The 18,611-nt window shown below is 70.8% G+C and carries 20 protein-coding genes and 1 pseudogene; 12 read left to right on the top strand and 9 right to left on the bottom strand.

The window, feature by feature from the left end:
* Positions 1-130 precede the first annotated feature (130 nt).
* On the top strand, positions 131-1,177 hold the full coding sequence (locus ACIRO3_RS05200) for an alpha/beta fold hydrolase (RefSeq protein WP_404132613.1): 1,047 nt from the start codon (positions 131-133) through the stop codon (positions 1,175-1,177).
* 83 nt (positions 1,178-1,260) lie between these two features.
* On the opposite strand, the gene ACIRO3_RS05195 is transcribed toward ACIRO3_RS05200, so the two are convergent.
* Positions 1,261-1,875 (bottom strand): TetR/AcrR family transcriptional regulator, encoded by a 615-nt coding sequence (locus ACIRO3_RS05195; protein ID WP_404132610.1) that lies wholly within the window; start codon positions 1,873-1,875, stop codon positions 1,261-1,263.
* Positions 1,876-2,100: 225 nt separating this feature from the next.
* On the opposite strand from ACIRO3_RS05195, the gene ACIRO3_RS05190 reads away from it, so the two are divergent.
* Complete coding sequence (locus ACIRO3_RS05190) at positions 2,101-3,288, top strand: FAD-dependent oxidoreductase (protein WP_404132607.1); 1,188 nt, start codon at positions 2,101-2,103, stop codon at positions 3,286-3,288.
* Between the two features lie 125 nt (positions 3,289-3,413).
* Here ACIRO3_RS05190 and ACIRO3_RS05185 read toward each other — a convergent pair whose 3' ends face one another.
* The gene (locus tag ACIRO3_RS05185) at positions 3,414-4,508 is read right to left on the bottom strand and encodes an NAD-dependent epimerase/dehydratase family protein (RefSeq protein ID WP_404132604.1); all 1,095 of its coding nucleotides are present in this window, start codon (positions 4,506-4,508) and stop codon (positions 3,414-3,416) included.
* A 71-nt stretch (positions 4,509-4,579) separates the two neighbouring features.
* Here ACIRO3_RS05185 and ACIRO3_RS05180 point away from each other — a divergent pair, with 71 nt between their 5' ends.
* Complete coding sequence (locus tag ACIRO3_RS05180) at positions 4,580-5,017, top strand: glutaredoxin domain-containing protein (RefSeq protein WP_361782557.1); 438 nt, start codon at positions 4,580-4,582, stop codon at positions 5,015-5,017.
* Between the two features lie 111 nt (positions 5,018-5,128).
* Here ACIRO3_RS05180 and sigJ read toward each other — a convergent pair whose 3' ends face one another.
* Entirely contained in the window at positions 5,129-6,106 is a 978-nt protein-coding gene (gene sigJ / locus ACIRO3_RS05175; RefSeq protein ID WP_404132601.1) for an RNA polymerase sigma factor SigJ, read from the bottom strand.
* 171 nt (positions 6,107-6,277) lie between these two features.
* On the opposite strand from sigJ, the gene ACIRO3_RS05170 reads away from it, so the two are divergent.
* Both ACIRO3_RS05170 and ACIRO3_RS05165 read left to right on the top strand, forming a co-directional pair.
* Positions 6,278-6,748, top strand: a complete 471-nt coding sequence (locus tag ACIRO3_RS05170; RefSeq protein WP_404134071.1) for a hypothetical protein — start codon at positions 6,278-6,280, stop codon at positions 6,746-6,748.
* Between the two features lie 95 nt (positions 6,749-6,843).
* Positions 6,844-7,368 carry a DUF4232 domain-containing protein gene (locus tag ACIRO3_RS05165; protein WP_404132598.1) on the top strand — a complete coding sequence of 175 codons (525 nt, stop codon included), beginning with the start codon at positions 6,844-6,846 and terminating at the stop codon, positions 7,366-7,368.
* Here ACIRO3_RS05165 and ACIRO3_RS05160 read toward each other — a convergent pair.
* Positions 7,358-8,074 (bottom strand): HAD family hydrolase, encoded by a 717-nt coding sequence (locus ACIRO3_RS05160; protein ID WP_404132595.1) that lies wholly within the window; start codon positions 8,072-8,074, stop codon positions 7,358-7,360. The genes ACIRO3_RS05165 and ACIRO3_RS05160 overlap by 11 nt on opposite strands.
* A 72-nt stretch (positions 8,075-8,146) precedes the next feature.
* Positions 8,147-8,565: pseudogene (locus ACIRO3_RS05155) on the bottom strand (TetR-like C-terminal domain-containing protein); the annotation flags it as partial.
* A gap of 21 nt (positions 8,566-8,586) precedes the next feature.
* On the opposite strand from ACIRO3_RS05155, the gene ACIRO3_RS05150 reads away from it, so the two are divergent.
* The gene (locus ACIRO3_RS05150) at positions 8,587-9,231 is read left to right on the top strand and encodes an SRPBCC family protein (RefSeq protein ID WP_404132593.1); all 645 of its coding nucleotides are present in this window, start codon (positions 8,587-8,589) and stop codon (positions 9,229-9,231) included.
* Between the two features lie 428 nt (positions 9,232-9,659).
* Positions 9,660-10,520 carry a metallophosphoesterase gene (locus tag ACIRO3_RS05145; protein WP_404132590.1) on the top strand — a complete coding sequence of 287 codons (861 nt, stop codon included), beginning with the start codon at positions 9,660-9,662 and terminating at the stop codon, positions 10,518-10,520.
* A 66-nt stretch (positions 10,521-10,586) separates the two neighbouring features.
* Here the strand turns inward: ACIRO3_RS05145 and ACIRO3_RS05140 are convergent, their stop codons facing one another.
* The gene (locus tag ACIRO3_RS05140; protein WP_404132587.1) at positions 10,587-11,348 is read right to left on the bottom strand and encodes a TetR/AcrR family transcriptional regulator C-terminal domain-containing protein; all 762 of its coding nucleotides are present in this window, start codon (positions 11,346-11,348) and stop codon (positions 10,587-10,589) included.
* 173 nt (positions 11,349-11,521) lie between these two features.
* On the opposite strand from ACIRO3_RS05140, the gene ACIRO3_RS05135 reads away from it, so the two are divergent.
* A complete protein-coding gene (locus tag ACIRO3_RS05135; protein WP_404132584.1) occupies positions 11,522-12,226 on the top strand; it encodes a DUF4386 domain-containing protein in 705 nt (234 codons plus the stop codon).
* 100 nt (positions 12,227-12,326) lie between these two features.
* On the opposite strand, the gene ACIRO3_RS05130 is transcribed toward ACIRO3_RS05135, so the two are convergent.
* On the bottom strand, positions 12,327-12,710 hold the full coding sequence (locus ACIRO3_RS05130) for a VOC family protein (protein ID WP_404132582.1): 384 nt from the start codon (positions 12,708-12,710) through the stop codon (positions 12,327-12,329).
* A gap of 173 nt (positions 12,711-12,883) precedes the next feature.
* On the opposite strand from ACIRO3_RS05130, the gene ACIRO3_RS05125 reads away from it, so the two are divergent.
* From ACIRO3_RS05125 to ACIRO3_RS05115, 3 genes are all read left to right on the top strand, one after another.
* On the top strand, positions 12,884-14,050 hold the full coding sequence (locus tag ACIRO3_RS05125) for an acyltransferase family protein (RefSeq protein WP_404132579.1): 1,167 nt from the start codon (positions 12,884-12,886) through the stop codon (positions 14,048-14,050).
* Between the two features lie 271 nt (positions 14,051-14,321).
* Positions 14,322-14,714, top strand: coding sequence for a VOC family protein (locus ACIRO3_RS05120; protein ID WP_361782586.1), 393 nt, complete (start codon positions 14,322-14,324; stop codon positions 14,712-14,714).
* A gap of 160 nt (positions 14,715-14,874) precedes the next feature.
* The gene (locus tag ACIRO3_RS05115; protein ID WP_404132576.1) at positions 14,875-15,912 is read left to right on the top strand and encodes a magnesium and cobalt transport protein CorA; all 1,038 of its coding nucleotides are present in this window, start codon (positions 14,875-14,877) and stop codon (positions 15,910-15,912) included.
* Positions 15,913-16,011: 99 nt separating this feature from the next.
* Here ACIRO3_RS05115 and ACIRO3_RS05110 read toward each other — a convergent pair whose 3' ends face one another.
* Entirely contained in the window at positions 16,012-16,236 is a 225-nt protein-coding gene (locus tag ACIRO3_RS05110) for a hypothetical protein (protein ID WP_361781670.1), read from the bottom strand.
* Between the two features lie 139 nt (positions 16,237-16,375).
* On the opposite strand from ACIRO3_RS05110, the gene ACIRO3_RS05105 reads away from it, so the two are divergent.
* Entirely contained in the window at positions 16,376-16,678 is a 303-nt protein-coding gene (locus ACIRO3_RS05105; protein WP_365997040.1) for a hypothetical protein, read from the top strand.
* Between the two features lie 124 nt (positions 16,679-16,802).
* Here the strand turns inward: ACIRO3_RS05105 and ACIRO3_RS05100 are convergent, their stop codons facing one another.
* Positions 16,803-18,410: an alpha/beta hydrolase gene (locus ACIRO3_RS05100; protein ID WP_404132572.1), complete on the bottom strand. Its 1,608-nt coding sequence runs from the start codon at positions 18,408-18,410 to the stop codon at positions 16,803-16,805.
* Between the last annotated feature and the right edge of the window lie 201 nt (positions 18,411-18,611).

The raw sequence follows: 18,611 nt of genomic DNA, 5'->3' as shown, positions 1-18,611 counted from the left end.
TCGGCAACAGGAGTCGCGGCGGCCTCGATGGACGACGCATGATCGTCCTGGGCCCCGCGCCGCGAGCAACCCGTACAGGGCGGGGGCGCACACGCCGCAGGCCGACCGATCGACAGCTCCGGAGGACCCCATGTCGCAGCCCGACCAGCCGCAGCCCGACCAGGCGAGGCCCGACCAGGCGAGGCCCGACCACTCGACGTCCGATCAGGTCGTGCGTGCCACCCACCGTGTGGTCGCCTCACCCGCCGGCAGGATCCACCTGGTCGAGCAGGGCGTCGGGCCGCTGGTGTTGCTGGTGCACGGCTTTCCGGAGTCCTGGTACTCCTGGCGCCACCAACTGCCGGTGCTGGCCGCGGCCGGATACCGCGCGGTCGCCATGGACGTTCGCGGCTACGGGCGTTCTTCCAGGCCCCAGGACGCGACCGCGTACCGGATGCTCGACCTGATCGAGGACAACGTCGCGGTCGTGCGAGCACTCGGTGAGGAGACCGCGGTGATCGTCGGGCACGACTGGGGCTCGACCATCGCCGCGAACTCCGCGCTCCTCAGGCCGGGCGTCTTCCGCGCCGTCGGACTGCTGAGCGTTCCCTACGCGCCGCCGGGCGGTCCGCGGCCCAGCGAGGTCTTCGCGGGGATGGGCGGGGACGAGGAGCTCTACGTCTCCTACTTCCAGGAGCCCGGTCGGGCCGAAGCCGAGATCGAACCCGACGTCCGCGGCTGGCTCGCGGGCTTCTACGCCGCCTTCTCCGCCGAGACCATGCCCGCACCCGGCGCCCCGGACCCGCACTTCCTCGGCCGCGGTCGGACGCTCCGTGAGCGGTTCCCCGCCGGCCGGCTGCCCGCGTGGCTCGGGGAGGACGACCTGGACTTCTACGCCGGGGAGTTCGAGCGGACCGGACTCGGCGGAGCGCTCAACCGGTACCGGAACATGGACCGGGACTGGGCGGACCTCGCCGACTTCCACGGCAAACCCATCACCGTGCCGGCCCTGTTCCTCGGCGGGGCGCTGGACGCCTCCACGACCTGGATGGCCGAAGCGATCCGGGCGTACCCCACCACCCTGCCCGGTCTGGTCTCCTCACACATCCTCGAGGGCTGCGGCCACTGGATCCAGCAGGAGCGTCACGAGGAGGTCAGCGCGCTCCTGACCACCTGGCTGGCTTCCCTGCCCGCCTGAGCGCGGGCCCGAAGCCCGGCTGGACTACATGCTGGACGGTCATCCCGCCCCGTCCCGCAGCAACGTCCCCCGGTGCCCGAGGTTCATCGTCGGGGGCCCGACCGATCGGACCAGCCGTACTCCAGCAGGTCGAAGGCTCGGGTGAGGGCCTCGCGGGCATCGTCTTGACCGCGTGCGACGCGGGGTGCTTCGAGGGCGAAGTGGGCCAGGGCGGCGCAGCCGGGGTCGTCGGCGGGAAGGCCGCTCTCCTCCGCGATGACCTGCGCGAGAGCGGACGTGTGGCGCAGCCACATGCTCTGGAGGTAGTCGAGCAGGGCCGGAGTGCCGTTCACCAGCTCGAAGAAGCCGGTGAAGCGGGCGTCGCCATCGGCGGCCGCCAGGCGGTGGGACAGGGCGTGCTCGCGTAGCGCCGAGGGGATGGACCGGCCCGGCGATCGTTCGCGTACGGCGGCGAGCAGTCGGGCTTCGCGCTCGGAGTCCTCGTCGAAGACGAGGGCCTCCTTGACCGGGAAGTGCTTGAACAGCGTGGTGGTGGACACGTCGGCGGCGTCCGCGATCTCGCGGATGCCGACCGCGTCGTATCCGCGCTCCAGGAACAGGCGCAGTGCGGCATCGGCGATGGCTTGCCGGGTGGCCGCCTTCTTGCGCTCCCGGCGCCCCAGCGGTGCCGACGGGAGGCTCGGGTCGGTGTCGTTCACAGGAGAAGCCTACGCCTTTGTTGAGCAGGTGTGAAAGTGGAACCGTTGCACTTGTGGAGTCGCTGTGCTTTTCTGGAGCGGTAGCCCCTGGAGCGGTGGCCATGAGGCGACCTTGAGGCGCTGCCCGGGTCGGCTCTTCCCGGCTCTTCCCTCGACCCGCGCCGGTCCCGCGGCAGCGAAGCGCTGCACGGAACGGCACGGCACGGCCCTGAACGGAGCACCACCATGAGCACCAGCCGCACCCGTACGCACGCCGGCACCCCCACACCCCGAATCGCGATCATCGGCGCCGGCCCCGGAGGCCTGATCTGCGCCCGCATCCTGCGCCGGCACGGCATCGCCGCGACGCTCTACGAGCGGGACGCCTCCCGCGCCGCCCGTGACCAGGGCGGCACCCTCGACATGCACCCCCACTCCGGCCGGCACGCACTGCACCGGGCCGGACTGCTGGACGAGTTCCTCGCCCTCGCCCGTCCCGAAGGCCAACAAATGCGCCTGGTCGGTCGCGACGGACACGTTCTGTTCGACGCGCTACCGACCGAGGCCGATGCGGCCGAGGGCAACCCCGAGATCGACCGCGGTCAGTTGCGCGACCTCCTCCTCGACTCGCTCGATCCGACCGCCGTGCGCTGGGGACACCAACTCACTCGCGTCGAACCCCGCGACGATGGCACCCACCGCCTGCACTTCGCCGACGACACCACCGACCACACCCCCGTCGATGTCGACCTCGTCATCGGCGCCGACGGCGCCTGGTCCAGGGTCCGGCGCCTCCTGTCCGACGCGACACCCGTCTACACCGGCGTCACCTTCGTCGAAACGGGCCTGGACGACGCCGACATCCGCCACCCCGCCCTCGCCGAACTCACCGGCAACGGCACCATGATGGCCCTGGACGACAACCGTGGATTCGTCGCCCAGCGCAACAGTGGCGGCCACATCCGCGTCTACATCGGCCTACGCACCGGCGAGGACTGGCACCGGCACGCCGGCCTGGACCTGACCGACACGACGGCCGTACGCGGCGCCCTGCTCGACCGGTTCAGCGGCTGGAGCCCCGACCTCCTGGGCTTCATCACCCGCACCGACAGCGGCTACACCAACCGTCCGTTGTACGCCCTGCCCGTCCCGCACACCTGGACCCCCACCCCCGGTCTCACCCTCCTCGGCGACGCCGCACACCTCATGTCCCCCTTCTCCGGCATGGGCGCCAACCTCGCCATGCTCGACGGAGCCGACCTCGCCCAGGCCATCGTCGAGCACCCCACCATCGACCAGGCCGTCACCGCGTACGAGAAGATCCTCCTGCCGCGCTCCATCGAAGCCGCCGAAGGGGCCGCCGAAGGCATCGACGGCGCTTTTGCCCCCGACAGCGCCGAACAGACCCTCGCCCACATGGCCCGGCACCACTGACCCGTGGGACGGATCGGGCGGCCGGGCGTCGCAGGACGTTCGCACTGCCCCACCGGACCGACTGAAGCCGGCCCGGACGTGGCGGTCAGGGGTTCCCGTGGCCGCCCGCCAGGGGCGGTGACGCCTCAGACCTGCGTACCGGCTTCCGTACCGGCGTCCGAACCGGCCTGCGCGCCGCGGGCATCCCACGCGGCGAGGACCGCGTCCTGCTTCTCCTCGGTCATGCCGACGGGGGTCTTCCCCTGAAGGTACTTGGGCCGCGGGTACCCGCCGTCGGCGAGCGCCCGCCAGGTGTCCGCGACGGTCTCGGCGATCGGGCGGCACCGCAGACCGGCGGCCAGCGCCTTGGCCGAGGACGCGGTCCAGGCGCCGGAGAGCTCGGGATCGTCCGGCACCCACAGCGGAACCTCGGTCCACGGGGCCACGTCGTGATCCCGGAGGAACCGCTCGTCGGCCCACACGAGTTCGGTGTCGGCGCCGGTGGCGACGACACAGGCGCGCAGCAGTTCGCCCATGGTGGTGTTCCCCGGCACGCCCGTGGTCAGGTACCGGCCGGAGCCTCCCTCGGCGAGCCGGTCGAGCACGAAGTGGGCGATGTCGCGGGCGTCGATCAACTGCATGGCACGGTCCGGGGTACCGGGAGCCAGTACGCGGCCTCCCCGTGCGATGGTCTCCAACCACCACGGGAGGCGTCCGACGTTCTCGCCAGGACCGACGATGATGCCGGGATTGACGATCAAGGAGTGCCCGGGGAACCCTTCCTCGACCGCCCGCTCACATCCGGCCTTGAGCGCGTTGTACGGCACGTCGTCCGGAGCGGCGTCCGGGGCGCAGGCGTGGCGGGGGAGGGACTCGTCCACCGCCTTGGCGGGCCAGTCCGCGTAGGCATGGAAGGACGAGACGAACGCGTACGCTCCCACGTGCCCGGCCAGCGCCCGCACCGAACGCCGCACCGTCCGGGGCTCGAACCCGCAGGTGTCGATCACCCAGTCCCAGGTCCGCCCTTCCGTCAGCGCCCGCAGCGCGTCCTCGTCCTCGCGGTCGCCCTGGACCACCTCGACGCCGCCGGGAGGCGGGCCCGACCGCCCGCGGTTGAACAACGTCACCTCACCGCCGCGCCGAAGGGCCTCGTCGACGAGCGCACGGCCGAGGAAAACGGTCCCACCGATGATGAGGAGCTTCATGATCACCAGACTCTCACCCTCCGCGATCTCTGCCAAGATCCCTCCGAGCAGGCTCGTGCGACCATGCGCAGCCTTCGCGGGAGCGGGCGTTCAGTAGGCTCTACCGCATGACGCGCGCTTGGGGCTTGTCGACGATGTTCCTCCTGTGCGGTGCACTCCTCGCGGCCGGGGTGTTCGTCCGCGGAACTCCCGTGGTGGCCGCGGTCCTTCTGTTGGTGTTCGTCCTGCTCGCGGGCATGCACTCGCCCCTGGTCTTCCCGAGGTCGATCAGCGCACGGGAAGCGGAACGCCGCAGCGCGGTCGACGGCCGGCCGATCGTCTTCTGGCGCTCTGGCTGCAAGTACTGCATCCGCCTGCGCATCCGCCTGGGGCGTGACGCCGGCCGGTTGCACTGGGTCGACATCTGGCGGGACGCGGAAGGCGCGGCTGCGGTCAGGGCGGCCAACGACGGTAACGAGACCGTACCGACCGTCGTCGTGGCGGGCCGGCCCCACGTCAACCCCGACCCTCGATGGGTGCGCGAGCAGCTCTCCCGTTCCGTGTGAACAAGACGGCGCGCCGAAGACGGCGCGCCGTCCGGCCGCGGCGCCCCTGAGCCGGCCTGGCCCGCGTACGTTTCCCGCAACCCCCCGACCGGCCTGCGTGGGGGAGGGGGGCTACGTCCACGCGCGGAGCTTCTCAGGGTTGCGGACCGCCCAGATGCGACTGATGCTGCCGTCGGTGATGTCGAACGCGGCCACGGTCACGGGGACGCCGGTGTGCTCGGCGACCAGGCCGGGTCGGCCGTTGACCGTTCGCTCCAGGAGCACCAGCCCGGGGGCCTTGCCGGCGATGTGGAGCAGGTACTGGGCGATGCTCTTGCCGCCTTCGACCGGGCGCAGGACCGTTCCGACGAGGCCGCCGCCATCGGCCGTCATCGTGGCGTCGGGATCGAGGAGGGCGACGAGGGCCTCGATGTCCTTGGACTCCCATGCCTCCTTGAACCGCCGTACGAGACCGACCTGCCCGGCCGCCGGAGGCGCCGGGGTCCGCGCGGCACGGACGCGCCGACGGCCCGAGGACGCCAACTGTCGGCAGGCCGCAGGCGTCCGGCCGACGATCGCGGCGATCTCGGCGAAGGGGTAGCGGAAGACGTCGTGCAGGATGAACGCCACACGTTCCGCGGGCGTCATCGACTCCAGTACGACGAGGAAGGCCATGTCCACCGACTCGTCCAGGACGATCTGGTCGGCGGGGTCGGCCGGTTCGGCTCCACCGCCCGCGCGGCCGCCGATCCACTCCCTGCGGTCGGGCAGCGGCTCGGGTATCCACGGGCCGACGTAACGCTCGCGCCGGGCCCGCGCCGAACCGAGCACGTCCAGACAGATGCGTCCGGCCACCGTCGTCAGCCAGGCCCCGGGCGACGCGACGGCCTCCTGCTGCTGCCGTGACAGCGCGAACCAGCGGGTGTAGGCCTCTTGGACGGCGTCCTCTGCCTCGGCCGACGAACCGAGCAACCTGTAGGCGACATTGATCAGTCGACGCCGCTCGTCGACGATCACGCCCGGAGACGATTCGGGCCCGCCCGGAGACGATTCGGGCCCGCCCGGATGCGGTTCGGACCGGCCCCGGCCCGGCTCGGCGCCGGTGCTCATGCTCGCGACCACTCCCTGGTTCTCCTCGTTCGATTCCGCTGTTTGCCGTCGGTGAATCGCCCCGCCGGCCCGCGAGTTCGGCGCCTCGCCTCACATTTCGCGGGCCTGCGTCGTCGGGTGATGCAGACACTACTGATCCACTGCCGCGAGGCAGAAGAGGGGGACCACATCATGGCCAGGCGGACGACGACCACCCCGACGACCCTCCAGACGACGGCCTCCCACCAGACGGCCACCCGGACGCCGGCGGTTCCGGGCAGGGGCAGGCCCACGTTCTCGCAGGTTGCCGTGGCGCTGCAGACCGTGGCCATCTTCTTCCAGGCGGCCACCGCCGGCCTTCTGCTGTCCTCGTCGTACGGCGAGGTGCTGCACGGCGTCGGAGCGCGCGTGATGTACGGGGCGTCGATGCTGTACCTGCTCGCCGCGATCCTGGCGTGGCGGCCGGGCGGCGGGAAGCCCCGCCCCATCCTGTACGCATCCGGCTTCCTCGCACTCGCCTCCGTGCAGGTCGTCCTCGGTATCGCGCACGAGCCGACGCTGCACGTACCCCTGGGCGTGCTGATGTTCGGTCTGAGCGTGTGGGCGCTGTGCCAGGTCCTGTCCAGGACCTCCGACAGCCATTCACCGCGACGTAGTTCCTGACGCCCACCACGCATCGAGGGCCGGCGCACGGGTAGGCGGGACGGACGTCAACAACCGTGCCGGCGCCCGCGCCGGCCGAACGATCGGGGTGAATCATGGTGACCTCCGCACGCACGGCGATCCCTGCCCTGCTGGCCGTGGCCGTCGGAGCCACGCTGGTGACCGTCGGTCCGGCGGCCGGCGCCGAGAGGCCCGTAGGGGAGAGCACCTGCGCGTCGACGAACCTGAACGTGTCCGCCGGGCCGCCGGACGTCGGAGCCGGCCAGCTGTACGTACCGCTGCGCTTCACCAACACCGGCGACCGCCCGTGCACCCTGCTCGGATACCCGGGCGTCAGCGTCCTGAACAAGGAGCAGAAGCAGATCGGGAAGCCGGCGGACCGGGACGGACAGGTACCCGCCGCCGTCTCCCTCGCGCCCGGACGCAGCGCCACGGCCGTCCTCCACACGACGAACGGGCCGATCGGCGGCCCGTGTCTGCCCAAGGGAGCGTTCCTGAAGGTCTACCCGCCGGCCTCCAAGGACGCGGTCCTCCTCAAGGTCCCCTTCCAGGTCTGCTCGAACCGCTTCACGGTCAGTCCGGTGAGCCCGGTGAGCCCGGCCGGCGCGATTACGCCGTAGCCGTAGCCGTAGCCGGGGCCGTAGCCGTAGCCGTAGCCGTGGCCGTGGCCGTGGCCGACAGCCCGGCGATCAGGGCGGGGAGTTCGCGCATGTCGTGGAAGACGGTGGTGGCGGGACCTTCGAGCCTCTCGTCCGGTGTCAGGCCGCCGGCGTAACCGAAGGCGCGCATGCCGGCCGCGCGCGCGGCCTGGACACCGGGGCGGCTGTCCTCGACCACCACGCAGGCAGCGGGATCCACGCCCAAGTGCCGGGCGGCGTGGAGGAACAAGTCGGGGGCGGGTTTGCCGCGGGCGACTTCGGCGGCGCTGTAGATACGGCCCGCGAAGCGCTCGTACAGGCCGGTACGGCCCAGGGTGTGGCGCATCTTGTCGTGGGATCCGCTGGAGGCCACACACGTCGGCAAGGTGATCGCGTCGAGTGCCTCGGGCAGTCCCTCCACGGGAGCGAGGTCGGCGTCCACGGCTTCGCGATGCAGCTGCTCGAACCGGTCCGACCACATCGCGGCCGTCTCCTCGCCGAGCCGGGCGGCGACCAGCTCGCGAATCGAGGCGTGCGATCGGCCGATGAACCGGTCGACGACCTCTTCCCGGGTGAGGGGCCAGCCCAACTCCGCGCCCAGGGCGACCTGGACGCGGGCCGCGATGCGTTCGCTGTCGACCAGTACACCGTCGCAGTCGAATATGACGAGTTCAATCGGCTTGATCATCCCGGCAGCATAGGTGGCGGTCCGAGCGTGCAGACAGCTGCCCTTTCGCCCGCCAGGGGCGGGGCCGGGGGTTCAGGGGCGGGGTGCCAACAGGTCTTCCAGTTCCGCCACGAAGAGCAGGGCCGGGTCGAGGTCCATGCCGGCGAAGTGGCCGGCGAGCTCCAACGACAGGACGCCGTGCAGCCGGGTCCAGAACGTCAGGAACCGGTGGAGGACCTCAGGTGGGGCGGGGTTGTCGGCGGCCCAGTTCCGGTCGTCCTCCAGGTAAGTGCCGAAGGGTGTCGCGGCGTTGCCGCGGGGAGCGCCGTACACGCGTCGAGCAGCGTCGTCATGATCTCGGAGTGGATCGTCAGGGTGTCCGCGGGGGCTTCGCAGCCGGGCACGGGGGTTCCGCAGGCGAGGAAGTACCGCTGAGGGTCCGCCAGGACCCAGCCGCGCAGGACGTGGGCCGGCCCGGCAAGGTCGGCGCCGGCGGCGGAGGCTTCGCGGAGGGCGGGTGTCGGCAGACCACCATGTCCGGCCTTCGTGGAACCGGCGTCCGCGCCACGTTCTTAGCCGTCCCGCTCGTCCTCGGCTTTCTCGGGGCCGCTGCCGAACCCGCCGGCGCCGCCGGCCCCCGCGCCTCCCACGCCGGTGCGTCCCTCGCTTGCCGCGGCGAGGGTGTCGACCCCGACGCCCTCGTGCGCCACCGCACCGACATCGTGATCAACGCCCCGCTGCACACCGTCTGGAAGGTCCAGACCGACGTGCAACGCCGGCCGCGCCGGCAGAGCCCCGTCGAGACCGCGGAGCGCCTGGAACACGGCCCCCTGCGCAGCGGTTCGGCATTCCGATGGACGGTTCCGGTACCCCCCAACCCCTCGACTCCCGCCACGAGTCTGGAGATCACCTCCACCGTCCGGCAGCTCAAGCACGGCGCCTGCATCCGTTGGACCGGTCCCGCCATCGGCGAAGAGCTGCGCATCGACGGCATCCACGTATGGAACTTCACCAAGGTCGAAGGCGGCGTCCGGGTGAGCACCGAGGAGACCCACACCGGCGCCCAGGTCGAGGCCGACGTTCCCACCGCCACCAGGATCCTGCGCGAGGGTCTCGAAGCATGGCTGCGCGACCTGAAGTCCGCCCCCGAGGCCCGCGCCGAGGCATGGCCTCGGTGACCTGCGAGGCGGTCACCGGCAACGCGCCCTGCGGACCTGCCCCCGTCCTGACGGCGAGGGGCATCGTCCTCGCGGTCTTCCGAAATGACCCCGCTGTCGCCTCCCGAACGCCCTGCACCAGCGACGGTGCTGACGGGCATTCATCCTTTTCGGGGCCGCCCCTACTCGTTCGCCGCGAGCCGTTCATCCCCGACTTCCCTCCCGACACCTGACGGCCGGACGCCCTTGCCATCGTGAGGGCGATCGCCCGTTCGACGTCTACGGAGATGGTGATGACGCGTTTCAGGGCACGGGTACTCGGCGTTGTCGCGGCTGCCTTGTCGGTCAGCCTCGTAGCGCTCCCCGCAACAGCCGCCGGCCGATCCGCAACCGGCCGATCCGCAACCGACCGATCCGCACCCGACCAATCCGCGCCGCAGGCACAGGCGTTGGAGAGGTTCAGCCTCGTGGTCCTCCCCGACACGCAGTACTCGGCGGAGAGTTTCCCGCAGGCCTTCAACGCTCAAGGCAAATGGATCAAGGAGAACACGGTCGCGCGGAACATCAAGTACGCGATCCACGAAGGCGACATCGTCGACGACTCCGACCGGCCCTCCCAATGGGCCAACGCGACCGACGCGTTGGGCCAGTTGAACGGCGCGACCCCGTACATCCTCGCGGTGGGCAACCACGACATGGACGCGATGCCCAAGGGCCAGAATCCGGTCGTGGTACGGGACGCGGCGGCGTTCAACCGCCACTTCCCGCGCAGCGCCTTCGCGACCCTTCCGTCCTTCGGCGGCAGCTATCCGGCCGCGCAGAACGACAACAGCTTCCACGTGTTCTCGGCCGGAGGCACGAACTGGCTGATCCTCGCGCTGAAGTACGCACCCACCGACGACGAGATCGCCTGGGGCAACAAGGTGATCTCCGACCACCCGGACCGTCAGGTCATGGTCGTGACCCATGCCTACCAGAACGGCGCGACGAAGGACTCCGTCGGCCAGAAGCTCTGGAACAAGATGGTCAGCCGACACCCCAACGTGTCCATGGTGTTCTCCGGGCACTACGTCAACCAGGGAGTGATCGTGGAGAAGGGGGTGGGCGGAAACACCGTCCACCAGATCCAGGCCGACTACCAGAACCCCGGCGCGCTCGGCCCGAACAGCTACCTCCGGATCCTCGAATTCAACCCGACGGCGAAGACGGTCAGCGTCCAGACCTACTCGCCGTACCTCAACAAGAACCTGACCGACGCGAAGAACCAGTTCACGCTCCAGAACGTGAGCTTCCCGCACGCCCGCCGCTGACCGACGAAGCCGGGGCCGGCGCCGGGGGAGACGGTGCCGGCTGCGGCTGCCACCGGCCGCAGTGCATCAGGTGGCCGCGCTCCCGGTCGATCCGGCGGAGGTCCACCCCTGCTCGTGGAGCTTCTCCAGGCCGTCCAGGAGGAGGTCCAGCGCGAACTCGAACTCGAACTGGTCGTCGCAGCCCCGGTCGCCGGCGACCGACTCGGCGTCATGGGCCACTCCTGCGGCCAGCTCGGCGATCCGCGGGTACTTCGCCGCCATCGCCGCCCCCGCCTCCGCGAGCGCCTCGGCCCCATCGTTCGTCTCTGCCGCGCCGCTCGGGTCGGTCCCGCCGTTCGGGTCGGCGCTCCCGGAGCCTTCGAACAGCTCCTGACTGAAACCCAGCAGCCGGCTGCCCATCGCGTGCATCGCGTGATGGGTGAGGTCGACGGAGAACCCGCCGTCACGGAACGTCCCGATCATCGCATCCAGATACTCCAGCACGGCGGGGGTCGGCCCGGTCCGCGACTCGATGACCCGCGCCGCCCAGCGGTGCCGCACGAGCACGCGGCGGGCCGACAGCACTCGCCCGCGGACCGCGTCCTTCCAGCCGGAACCGCTCGCGGGGAAGTCGATCCGGGCCACGACCGTGTCGACCATGCCGTCCAGGAGCCGCTCCTTGTTGGGCACGTGCTTGTAGAGGGCCATCGGTACGACCCCCAGCTCCTGGGCGAGTTTGCGCATGCTGAGCGACTCGACACCGCCCTCGTCCGCGAGCGCGATGGCCGCCCGCAGTACGCGCTCCCTGTTGAGCGGTGCGCGGCGCCCGGCCTCGGGTTGCTGTGCCATCTCGTCTCTCCTCGCGTTCGGGCGTTCGCGTGCTCGGTGCTCGGTGCTCGGTGCTCGGTGCTCGGTGCTCGGCGATCGCGTCAAGTCCGCATCCCCACTTGACGAGTGTACGTCGTACACCTACCGTGACCGCGAGGTGTACGGCGTACACCTCTGGGTCGAAAGGACCGAAGATGAGCTCAGACAGAAGGACCGCGGTGGCCGCGGGTGTGCTGTTCCTGGTGACCGAGATCGCCGCGATCGGAGGGCTGGCCCTCTACCAACCCCTCCTGGACGCGGCGCCGGGAGCCCTCGGCCCCGGCGCCGCCACCTCGGCGCTCCGCGGGGCACTGTGCGAACTGGTCCTCGTGGCCGCCGTCATCGGCACCGGAGCGGTGCTGTTCCCCGTCATCAGGAGGCGGCACGAGGGGATGGCGCTCGGCTATGCCTGCCTCCGCCTCCTGGAGGCGGTCGTCATCACGGTCGGCGTCCTCGGCGTCCTCACGCTCGTGACGTTGCGGCAGGAAGCGGCGGGGGTCGGGGGCGCGGCCGGCGTCGACCGGGCCCTCGTCGCCCTGCACGACTGGACGTTCCTGCTCGGACCGAACATTGCCCTGGGCATGAACACGGCGCTCCTGGCGTACGTGATGTACCGCTCCCGGCTCGTGCCCCGGTTCATCGCCGTGCTCGGACTGGTCGGAGGCCCCCTGATATGTGCCTCCGGGGTGGCCGTGATGTTCGGGGCCTACGAGCAGGTATCGGTTGCGGGGTCGGCCTTGGCCGTCCCGGTCTTCGCCTGGGAGGTGGTGCTGGCCGTCCGGCTCATCGCCAAGGGGTTCGAGCCGGCACGGGGGCGCGCCGACGTGGTCGGCACTCCGCAAACGACTCACGTGCGCTGATCGCCCCGACGGCGTGCGGCCGGGTCCGTGCGGCTCCGGTCCTGAGGCCGGACCGTGGGAGCGGGCCCGTACGGCGGGTCCGCGCGCGCCGGGCGGGACGTCAGAGAGGCTCCAGCCGAGTACGCAGGAGACAGAACTCGTTGCCCTCGGGGTCGGCCAGGACGTGCCAGCTCTCCTGCCCGGTCTGGCCGATGTCGACGGTCACCGCCCCCAGTGCGAGCAGCCTGTCCAGTTCGGCGTCCTGGTCGCGGTCGGTGGCGTTTACATCGATGTGCAGGGGCAACTTCCCGGGCCGGCGATCGCGGCCCGCGTTGAAGACGAGGGTCGGCTGCGCTCCGCCGAATCCGACCCCCGGCGGCCCGATTTCGATGCCGCCGTCGTCTTCTCGACCCAGCTCGACGTAGCCGAGGACCTCGCACCAGAACGTGGCCAGACGGTCCGGGTCGTGCGCGTCGACGACGAGTTCACTGATGCGGCATGCCATACCGCCAGGATAGTCGCGCCGTCCCGGGCGGAGCCCCCGCCGGGACTGCGCCTCCGGGCGCTCGGTGACTGTCATGCCCCTGTCGGTCGGGGCCGGCTACCTCTGTTCCTGTGAGGAGCCTGTACGGTCCCCGTTGACCAGTTTCACAGAATTGCAGGGGAGGCGGCCGCCGAATGGCCGGGATACGAACAGCGAGCCGGGCGCCGGTAAGGCTCTACGCGCTCGACGCGGTACGAATAACTGCGGCGCTCGTCGTCGTGCTGTACCACTACGTGGCGCTGGGCACCGCCTGGGGGCTCAGTGGCACACAGCACCTCTTCCCCGCGCTCCGCCCGTTCGCACTCTACGGCTGGCTCGGCGTCGAGATCTTCTTCATCGTCAGCGGCTTCGTCATCTGCATGAGCGCCTGGGGCCGTACGGTCGGCGACTTCGCCACCTCGCGCATTTCGCGACTCTTTCCCGCGTACTGGGCGGGCATCGCCTTCACGACCGTGGTGCTGTGGACGCTGCCCGAGCTGTGGCGCATCGACGAGTGGGCCGACATCCTGGTCAATTTCACGATGTTCCAGGGCGGGATGGGTGTTCCGCACCTCGACCACGCGTACTGGACCCTCTTCGAAGAGCTCAAGTTCTACGCGCTCTTCGCGCTCGTCATCCGTGTCGGGGTCACGTACCGCAATTGCGTCATGTTCATCGGGCTGTGGACGGTTGCCGGCATCGTGGCGCCCTCCACCGATTTCAAGCTGCTGCACTTCTTCGCGATCCCTCAGTACTCCCCGTACTTCATCGCGGGCGTGGCCTTCTACCTGATGCGGCGATTCCGGCCCTCCGGGCTGCTCTGGGCCATCGTCGGCTGCCAGTTCCTCCTGGCCCAGCACTACGTGCGCGGCCGCATGGTCACCAATCTCGGCGCACGTCTGGCGGAACAACTGCCGGCCTGGCCGGCCCGGCTCGTCATCGCCGTCGGTTTCCTGGCGATGGCCGCCATCGCGCTCGGCCTGCTCGACCGCATCCAGTGGCGCTGGCTGTCCACCGTCGGTGCGATCACCTACCCGCTCTACATCATCCACATGACTGCGGGTATCACCCTGATCCACCATTTCCGGGACAAGATGCCCCCATACGCGCTGGTCGGCACGGTCACCGCCGCGATGCTCGCCGTCTCCTGGCTGATTCATCGGTTCGTGGAACGACCTCTCTCGCGCAGGCTCCGTTCCGCGATGCGGTCCGGCATAGAGGACATCCGACAGAGCACTCCGGCCCAGGTTCCTCCGCCACCGGCGACGCTGCCCGCGCAGCGCCGGGAACGCGTTCCCGAACCCGACCTGACGCGCCGCTGAGCCTGTGTCCCCCGTCCGGGGAAGAGGGGACACGCTGCGGACAAGGAGGGCGAGGAGGGCAAGGAGGGCAGGGGGCGAGCCGTGTGCTCGCCCCCTCTCGCGTGTCCGGGGGTCCAGCCTGCACCGATGTGGGACGCGTCCGGCCCCGCGCTTGATATGCAAGTGGATACTTGCCCAACACGGCCCCCTTGCGACAGATCGCCGAGCGATGGCCCGCGCACGCCGAGCGACGGCCCGTGCAAGAGGCATCCGGACCGGAGGAGAACACCCCATGAAGATCCACATGACCAGCGTCTTCGTCGACGACCAGGCCAAGGCCCTGGCCTTCTACACCGAGATCCTCGGCTTCGTGAAGAAGCACGACGTCCCGGTGGGGGAGAAGGACCGGTGGCTGACCGTCGTCTCGCGCGACGAGCCCGGCGGTACCGAGCTCCTCCTGGAGCCCGCCGGACACCCCGCCGTCAAGCCGTACCGCGACGCGCTCGTGGGCGACGGCATCCCGCTCGCCCAGTTCGCCGTCGACGACGTCAGGGCCGAGTACGAGCGCCTGCGCGGCCTCGGTGTCCGCTTCACACAGGAGCCGGTGGAGATGGGCCCGGTCACCACCGCCGTCTTCGACGACACCTGCGGCAACCTGATCCAGATCGCGACCGAGCCGCAGTAGGAGCCGGCCCGTACGCAACGCGTACGCAACGCGTACGGACCCCGTGCGGCACCCGTCGACGCGCCGGCCGACCTGTGTCACAGGCGCCGCCGGGTGAGAAGTCGTTGGCCGGGGGTAGGTTGCCCGCCTACCCGGCGGACGACGGAACAAGGGGCACGACATGGCGGCGGCGCAGCAGGACGGCAAGGACGGTACGGGCCTGCCGTCGGCGGTGGTGGACTGCGCCCTCTACGAGGACGGGCTCCGCATCCCCGGTCAGGTGAACCTGGGCAAGGTGATGGAGCGGATAGACCCGCAGGCGGGTCGGTTCGCCTGGATCGGCCTGTACGAGCCCACGGCGGAGCAGCTCCAGGAGGTCGCCGAGGCCTTCGGCCTGCACCCCCTCGCGGTCGAGGACGCCGTCCATGCCCACCAGCGTCCCAAACTGGAACGCTACGGAGACATGCTCTTCCTGGTGCTCAAGACGATCGTCTACGTCGACCACGACAAGGTCACCGCGACCAGCGAGATCGTCGACACCGGCGAGATCATGGTGTTCGCCGGCCCCGGGTACGCGATCACCGTCCGCCACGGGAGCGCCCCGTCCCTGGAAGGCGTACGCCAACAGTTGCAGGACGATCCGCGCCAACTGGGCTGCGGCCCCGCTGCCGTCCTGCACGCGGTCGCGGACATGGTCGTCGACCGCTACCTGGAGGTGGCCGACTCCTTCGCCGGTGACGTCGACACGCTGGAGAGCGAGGTCTTCTCCCCGGACCGCCCGGTCGATGCCGGGCGGATCTACCAGCTCAAGCGGGAACTCCTCGAATTCAAACGCGCCGTCATGCCCCTGGCCCCGGCGCTGCGGCGCCTCAGCGAAGGCAGCGCGCAGGTCCCCGAAGAGGTGGCGACGTACTTCCGGGACGTCGCCGACCACCACCAGCGGGTGAGGGAACAGATCCTGTCCTTCGACGAACTCATCACCGGCATGCTCAGCGCCGGCATCGCCCAGCTCGGCGTCCAGCAGAACGCGGACATGCGCCGCATCAGCGCATGGGCCGCCCTCATCGCCGTCCCCACCATGATCGTCGGTGTGTACGGGATGAACTTCGACCACATGCCCGAGCTCTCGTCGCCGTACGGCTACCCCGCCGTCTGGGTGCTGATCATCGTCGTCTGCGCCGTCGTGTACCGGGCCCTGCGGCGCAACAAATGGCTGTAGACCGGCACGAGCGGCCCTAGGCCGTCTCTTTCGGATCTTGCCGGGGCCGCGAGAGACGACCTGGGCGGCCCCGACGTGCCGGCCGGCCCGCGCTCCCCGTCAGGTGTCGGCCGTCCAGACTTCGGGGCCGCCGCCTTCCCAGCGGATCGGTCCCTCCTCCGACAGGTCCACGCCCTCCAGCCCGGCGCGCCGGAGGAATTCGGAGACGTCGCTCGTGGAGTGTGCGCGGCCCAGGTCCGCGTCCACACCCAGCGCGTGCACCGTGACTTTCCGCCCGCCCCTCGGCGAAACGGGATGGATGACGATCTCCGTCTGGTCGGCCATTCACCCAGCCTGCGCCCGGGCGACCCCGAGAGCACCCCGAGCGATCCGGTCGGGTGCGGTCGGGGCCGCGCATGAGGTGCGGCCGGCAGGGTATCCGCGCAGGACCAGCGCGGTGCTGGGTGGGGTCCGGGGGTGTGGCATGGAGAGGGAACGGCTGACAGTGCGGGAGACGGCGGCCTGGGACCAACTGGTCGCGGGCCTGCGGGAGGAATCGCGGGGCGGGAGTCGTGGTCGACCGGGTCGGCGAGCCGAGCGTCGGCCGCCGATCGGCCTGATGGCGGTGATGGGCACGCTGCTCTGCGCCGCGCTGGCCCTGGTGGTGGCGGCCGGCATGAGCGGGGAAGGGCGGCTGGTCTGGGCCGGGGTGGCCGTCTGGACCGCGGCGATCGTGTCGGTGTCCTACGTGCTCGGCCACGGCCCGCACATGCCCTGCCGCCGCTGAGTCCGCGTTCCCCCACGAGGCGGGGCCGCGGCCCACGTGCGGCCAGCCCCGCTCGACGATCCGTACCCGGGCGATCGCCGGACGAGGGACGGGGCGACAGCGCCCGGCGCGGCGCCGCGGTGGCTCAGCGCAGGGCCGGGATCACATCGCGCGTCTCGTCGACTTCGATCCTCTCGGTGCGCAGGGCCGGCGGTTGCGGAGGTGTCTCGTCCGAGCAGACGGTGCCCCGCGCGGGCAGCGCCAGGGTGGCGAGGTAGTCGTTGACCAGGGCGCTGACGCATGCGCTCCGGTTGTACGCGGTGTGTCCTTCGGCGTCGAAGGTCAGCAGTCGTCCGTTGTCCAGGGTCGCGGCGAGGGCCCGGGCGTCCTGGTACGGGGTGTCCGGGTCACCGGTCGTGCCGAGGATCAGGATCGGGGCGGAACCGGCCGCCCGGTAGGAGCCCTCGAAGCGGCTCGGGCGCTCCGCCGGCCACTGGGCGCAGGTGGGCGCGTGGTTGTGGTCGTAGGTGGGCGGTCCGAGGCCGATGGGGGGTCCCAGCAGCGGGGCCGCGGCGACGTGCGCGCTGACCAGCGCGCCCAGGAGCAGGTGATTCGTCGGGTAGACGCGGTCGGCGCACTCGACGGCCATGTTGACGTTGAGGAAGTCGAAGGACGCGGGGGAGGGCGGGGACAACAGGAACGAACCCTGGCGCGCCTGGGCCGCCCGCAGGGCCTCTCCCAGGTAGGGCCAGATCTCCTTGCCCGAGTTGATGTTGAACATCAGACGGTAGGCGAGGGTGTAGCCGGTGGCCGGACGTCCGCTCGCCGTGATGACTGGGTCGGCGTCCAGGGCCCGCTTGAGCTGTTCGAACGCCTGCCGCGGGTGCCCGTCGCCGAATCCGCAGGTGGTGGCGTTCTGCGCGCACCAGTCCAGGAACCGGCCGACCGCCGCGTCCAGGGCGACGAACTGCTTGGCGTCGTACGCGTACGGCACGTCGGCGTAGTGCCGCGGATCGTAGGCCCCGTCCAGGACCATGGCGCGCACCCGTCGGGGGAACTGCGCGGCGTAGACGGTGCCGACGTAGCTCCCGAAGGAACGACCGTAGAACGAGAGCGTCTCCTCGCCGAGGGCCTGGCGGAGCAGGTCCATGTCCTTGGCGTTCGAGGCGGTGCCGATGAACGGCACGAGGTCCCCCGACCGTTGCCGGCAGGCGGTGGCGAAGTCGAGTCCCTGCCGAACGGCGTCGCGCAGGGCCCCCGGGCCGGGTACGCCGCGTGCGGCGTCGACAGCGGCGGAGTACTCCGTGTCGTTCCAGCACTCCACCTGTCCGCTGCGCGCCACGCCGCGCATGTCGTACCCGACGACGTCGAAAGCGTCTCGGAGGGCGGCGGGGAGCGCGTCGTAACTGTCACGGGCGAAGTTCACCCCGGAGTTGCCGGGGCCGCCGGGATGCAGCACCAGGACACCCGTGCGGTGGGCCGGGTCGGCCGCCCGGTGGCGGGTGACCGCGAGCGGGAGGGTGGGCCCGGTGGGGCGGCGGTAGTCCAGCGGCACCTGGGCGGTCGCACACTCGAAACCGTCCCCCGGGTCGGCGCAGGGGCCCCAGGACAGGACGGGAACGGATGGCGCTGCGGGAGTCGTCGCCGTGGCGGCCCCGGGTGAGGTACCGAGGAGCGCGGTGACCGCGATCAGGACGAGGGACATTCCCCATCCCACTCGCTTGCGCGGGGTGTGGGTGAAGCGGGTCTGCATGCGGTGATCCTCCGTCACGAGTGCTGGGGAACAGGCGACAACGTAGCCGTCGACCCGGCCGGCCACCAGGAGTTGACGGCCTGTCGCCGATTCCCCTCGCACTCCCGACGAATTCCTGTCGCCCCCGGGGCGCCGCGACACGGTGCGCGGGACCCCGCACCCGTCCTCTCACCTGCCGCGAAGGCGATCGGGTTCTCAAAG

The sequence above is a fragment of the Streptomyces sp. NPDC102278 genome, assembly GCF_044766345.1.
In the GTDB taxonomy this organism is placed as follows: domain Bacteria; phylum Actinomycetota; class Actinomycetes; order Streptomycetales; family Streptomycetaceae; genus Streptomyces.
The sequence above is the reverse complement of the archived record's forward strand: the minus strand, read 5'-3'. Positions and strand labels throughout refer to the sequence as shown.

Bases quoted from the DNA above. Each gene is read 5' to 3' on its own strand.
- ACIRO3_RS05125 (WP_404132579.1), top strand. From the start codon at position 12,884: ATGGCCGGGATACGAACAGCGAGCCGGGCGCCGGTAAGGCTCTACGCG.
- ACIRO3_RS05105 (WP_365997040.1), top strand. From the start codon at position 16,376: ATGGAGAGGGAACGGCTGACAGTGCGGGAGACGGCGGCCTGGGACCAA.
- ACIRO3_RS05160 (WP_404132595.1), bottom strand. From the start codon at position 8,074: ATGATCAAGCCGATTGAACTCGTCATATTCGACTGCGACGGTGTACTG.
- ACIRO3_RS05115 (WP_404132576.1), top strand. From the start codon at position 14,875: ATGGCGGCGGCGCAGCAGGACGGCAAGGACGGTACGGGCCTGCCGTCG.
- ACIRO3_RS05120 (WP_361782586.1), top strand. From the start codon at position 14,322: ATGAAGATCCACATGACCAGCGTCTTCGTCGACGACCAGGCCAAGGCC.
- ACIRO3_RS05180 (WP_361782557.1), top strand. From the start codon at position 4,580: ATGACGCGCGCTTGGGGCTTGTCGACGATGTTCCTCCTGTGCGGTGCA.
- ACIRO3_RS05110 (WP_361781670.1), bottom strand. From the start codon at position 16,236: ATGGCCGACCAGACGGAGATCGTCATCCATCCCGTTTCGCCGAGGGGC.
- ACIRO3_RS05140 (WP_404132587.1), bottom strand. From the start codon at position 11,348: ATGGCACAGCAACCCGAGGCCGGGCGCCGCGCACCGCTCAACAGGGAG.
- ACIRO3_RS05130 (WP_404132582.1), bottom strand. From the start codon at position 12,710: ATGGCATGCCGCATCAGTGAACTCGTCGTCGACGCGCACGACCCGGAC.
- ACIRO3_RS05200 (WP_404132613.1), top strand. From the start codon at position 131: ATGTCGCAGCCCGACCAGCCGCAGCCCGACCAGGCGAGGCCCGACCAG.
- ACIRO3_RS05170 (WP_404134071.1), top strand. From the start codon at position 6,278: ATGGCCAGGCGGACGACGACCACCCCGACGACCCTCCAGACGACGGCC.
- ACIRO3_RS05165 (WP_404132598.1), top strand. From the start codon at position 6,844: ATGGTGACCTCCGCACGCACGGCGATCCCTGCCCTGCTGGCCGTGGCC.
- ACIRO3_RS05100 (WP_404132572.1), bottom strand. From the start codon at position 18,410: ATGCAGACCCGCTTCACCCACACCCCGCGCAAGCGAGTGGGATGGGGA.
- ACIRO3_RS05190 (WP_404132607.1), top strand. From the start codon at position 2,101: ATGAGCACCAGCCGCACCCGTACGCACGCCGGCACCCCCACACCCCGA.
- ACIRO3_RS05135 (WP_404132584.1), top strand. From the start codon at position 11,522: ATGAGCTCAGACAGAAGGACCGCGGTGGCCGCGGGTGTGCTGTTCCTG.
- sigJ (WP_404132601.1), bottom strand. From the start codon at position 6,106: ATGAGCACCGGCGCCGAGCCGGGCCGGGGCCGGTCCGAACCGCATCCG.
- ACIRO3_RS05150 (WP_404132593.1), top strand. From the start codon at position 8,587: ATGTCCGGCCTTCGTGGAACCGGCGTCCGCGCCACGTTCTTAGCCGTC.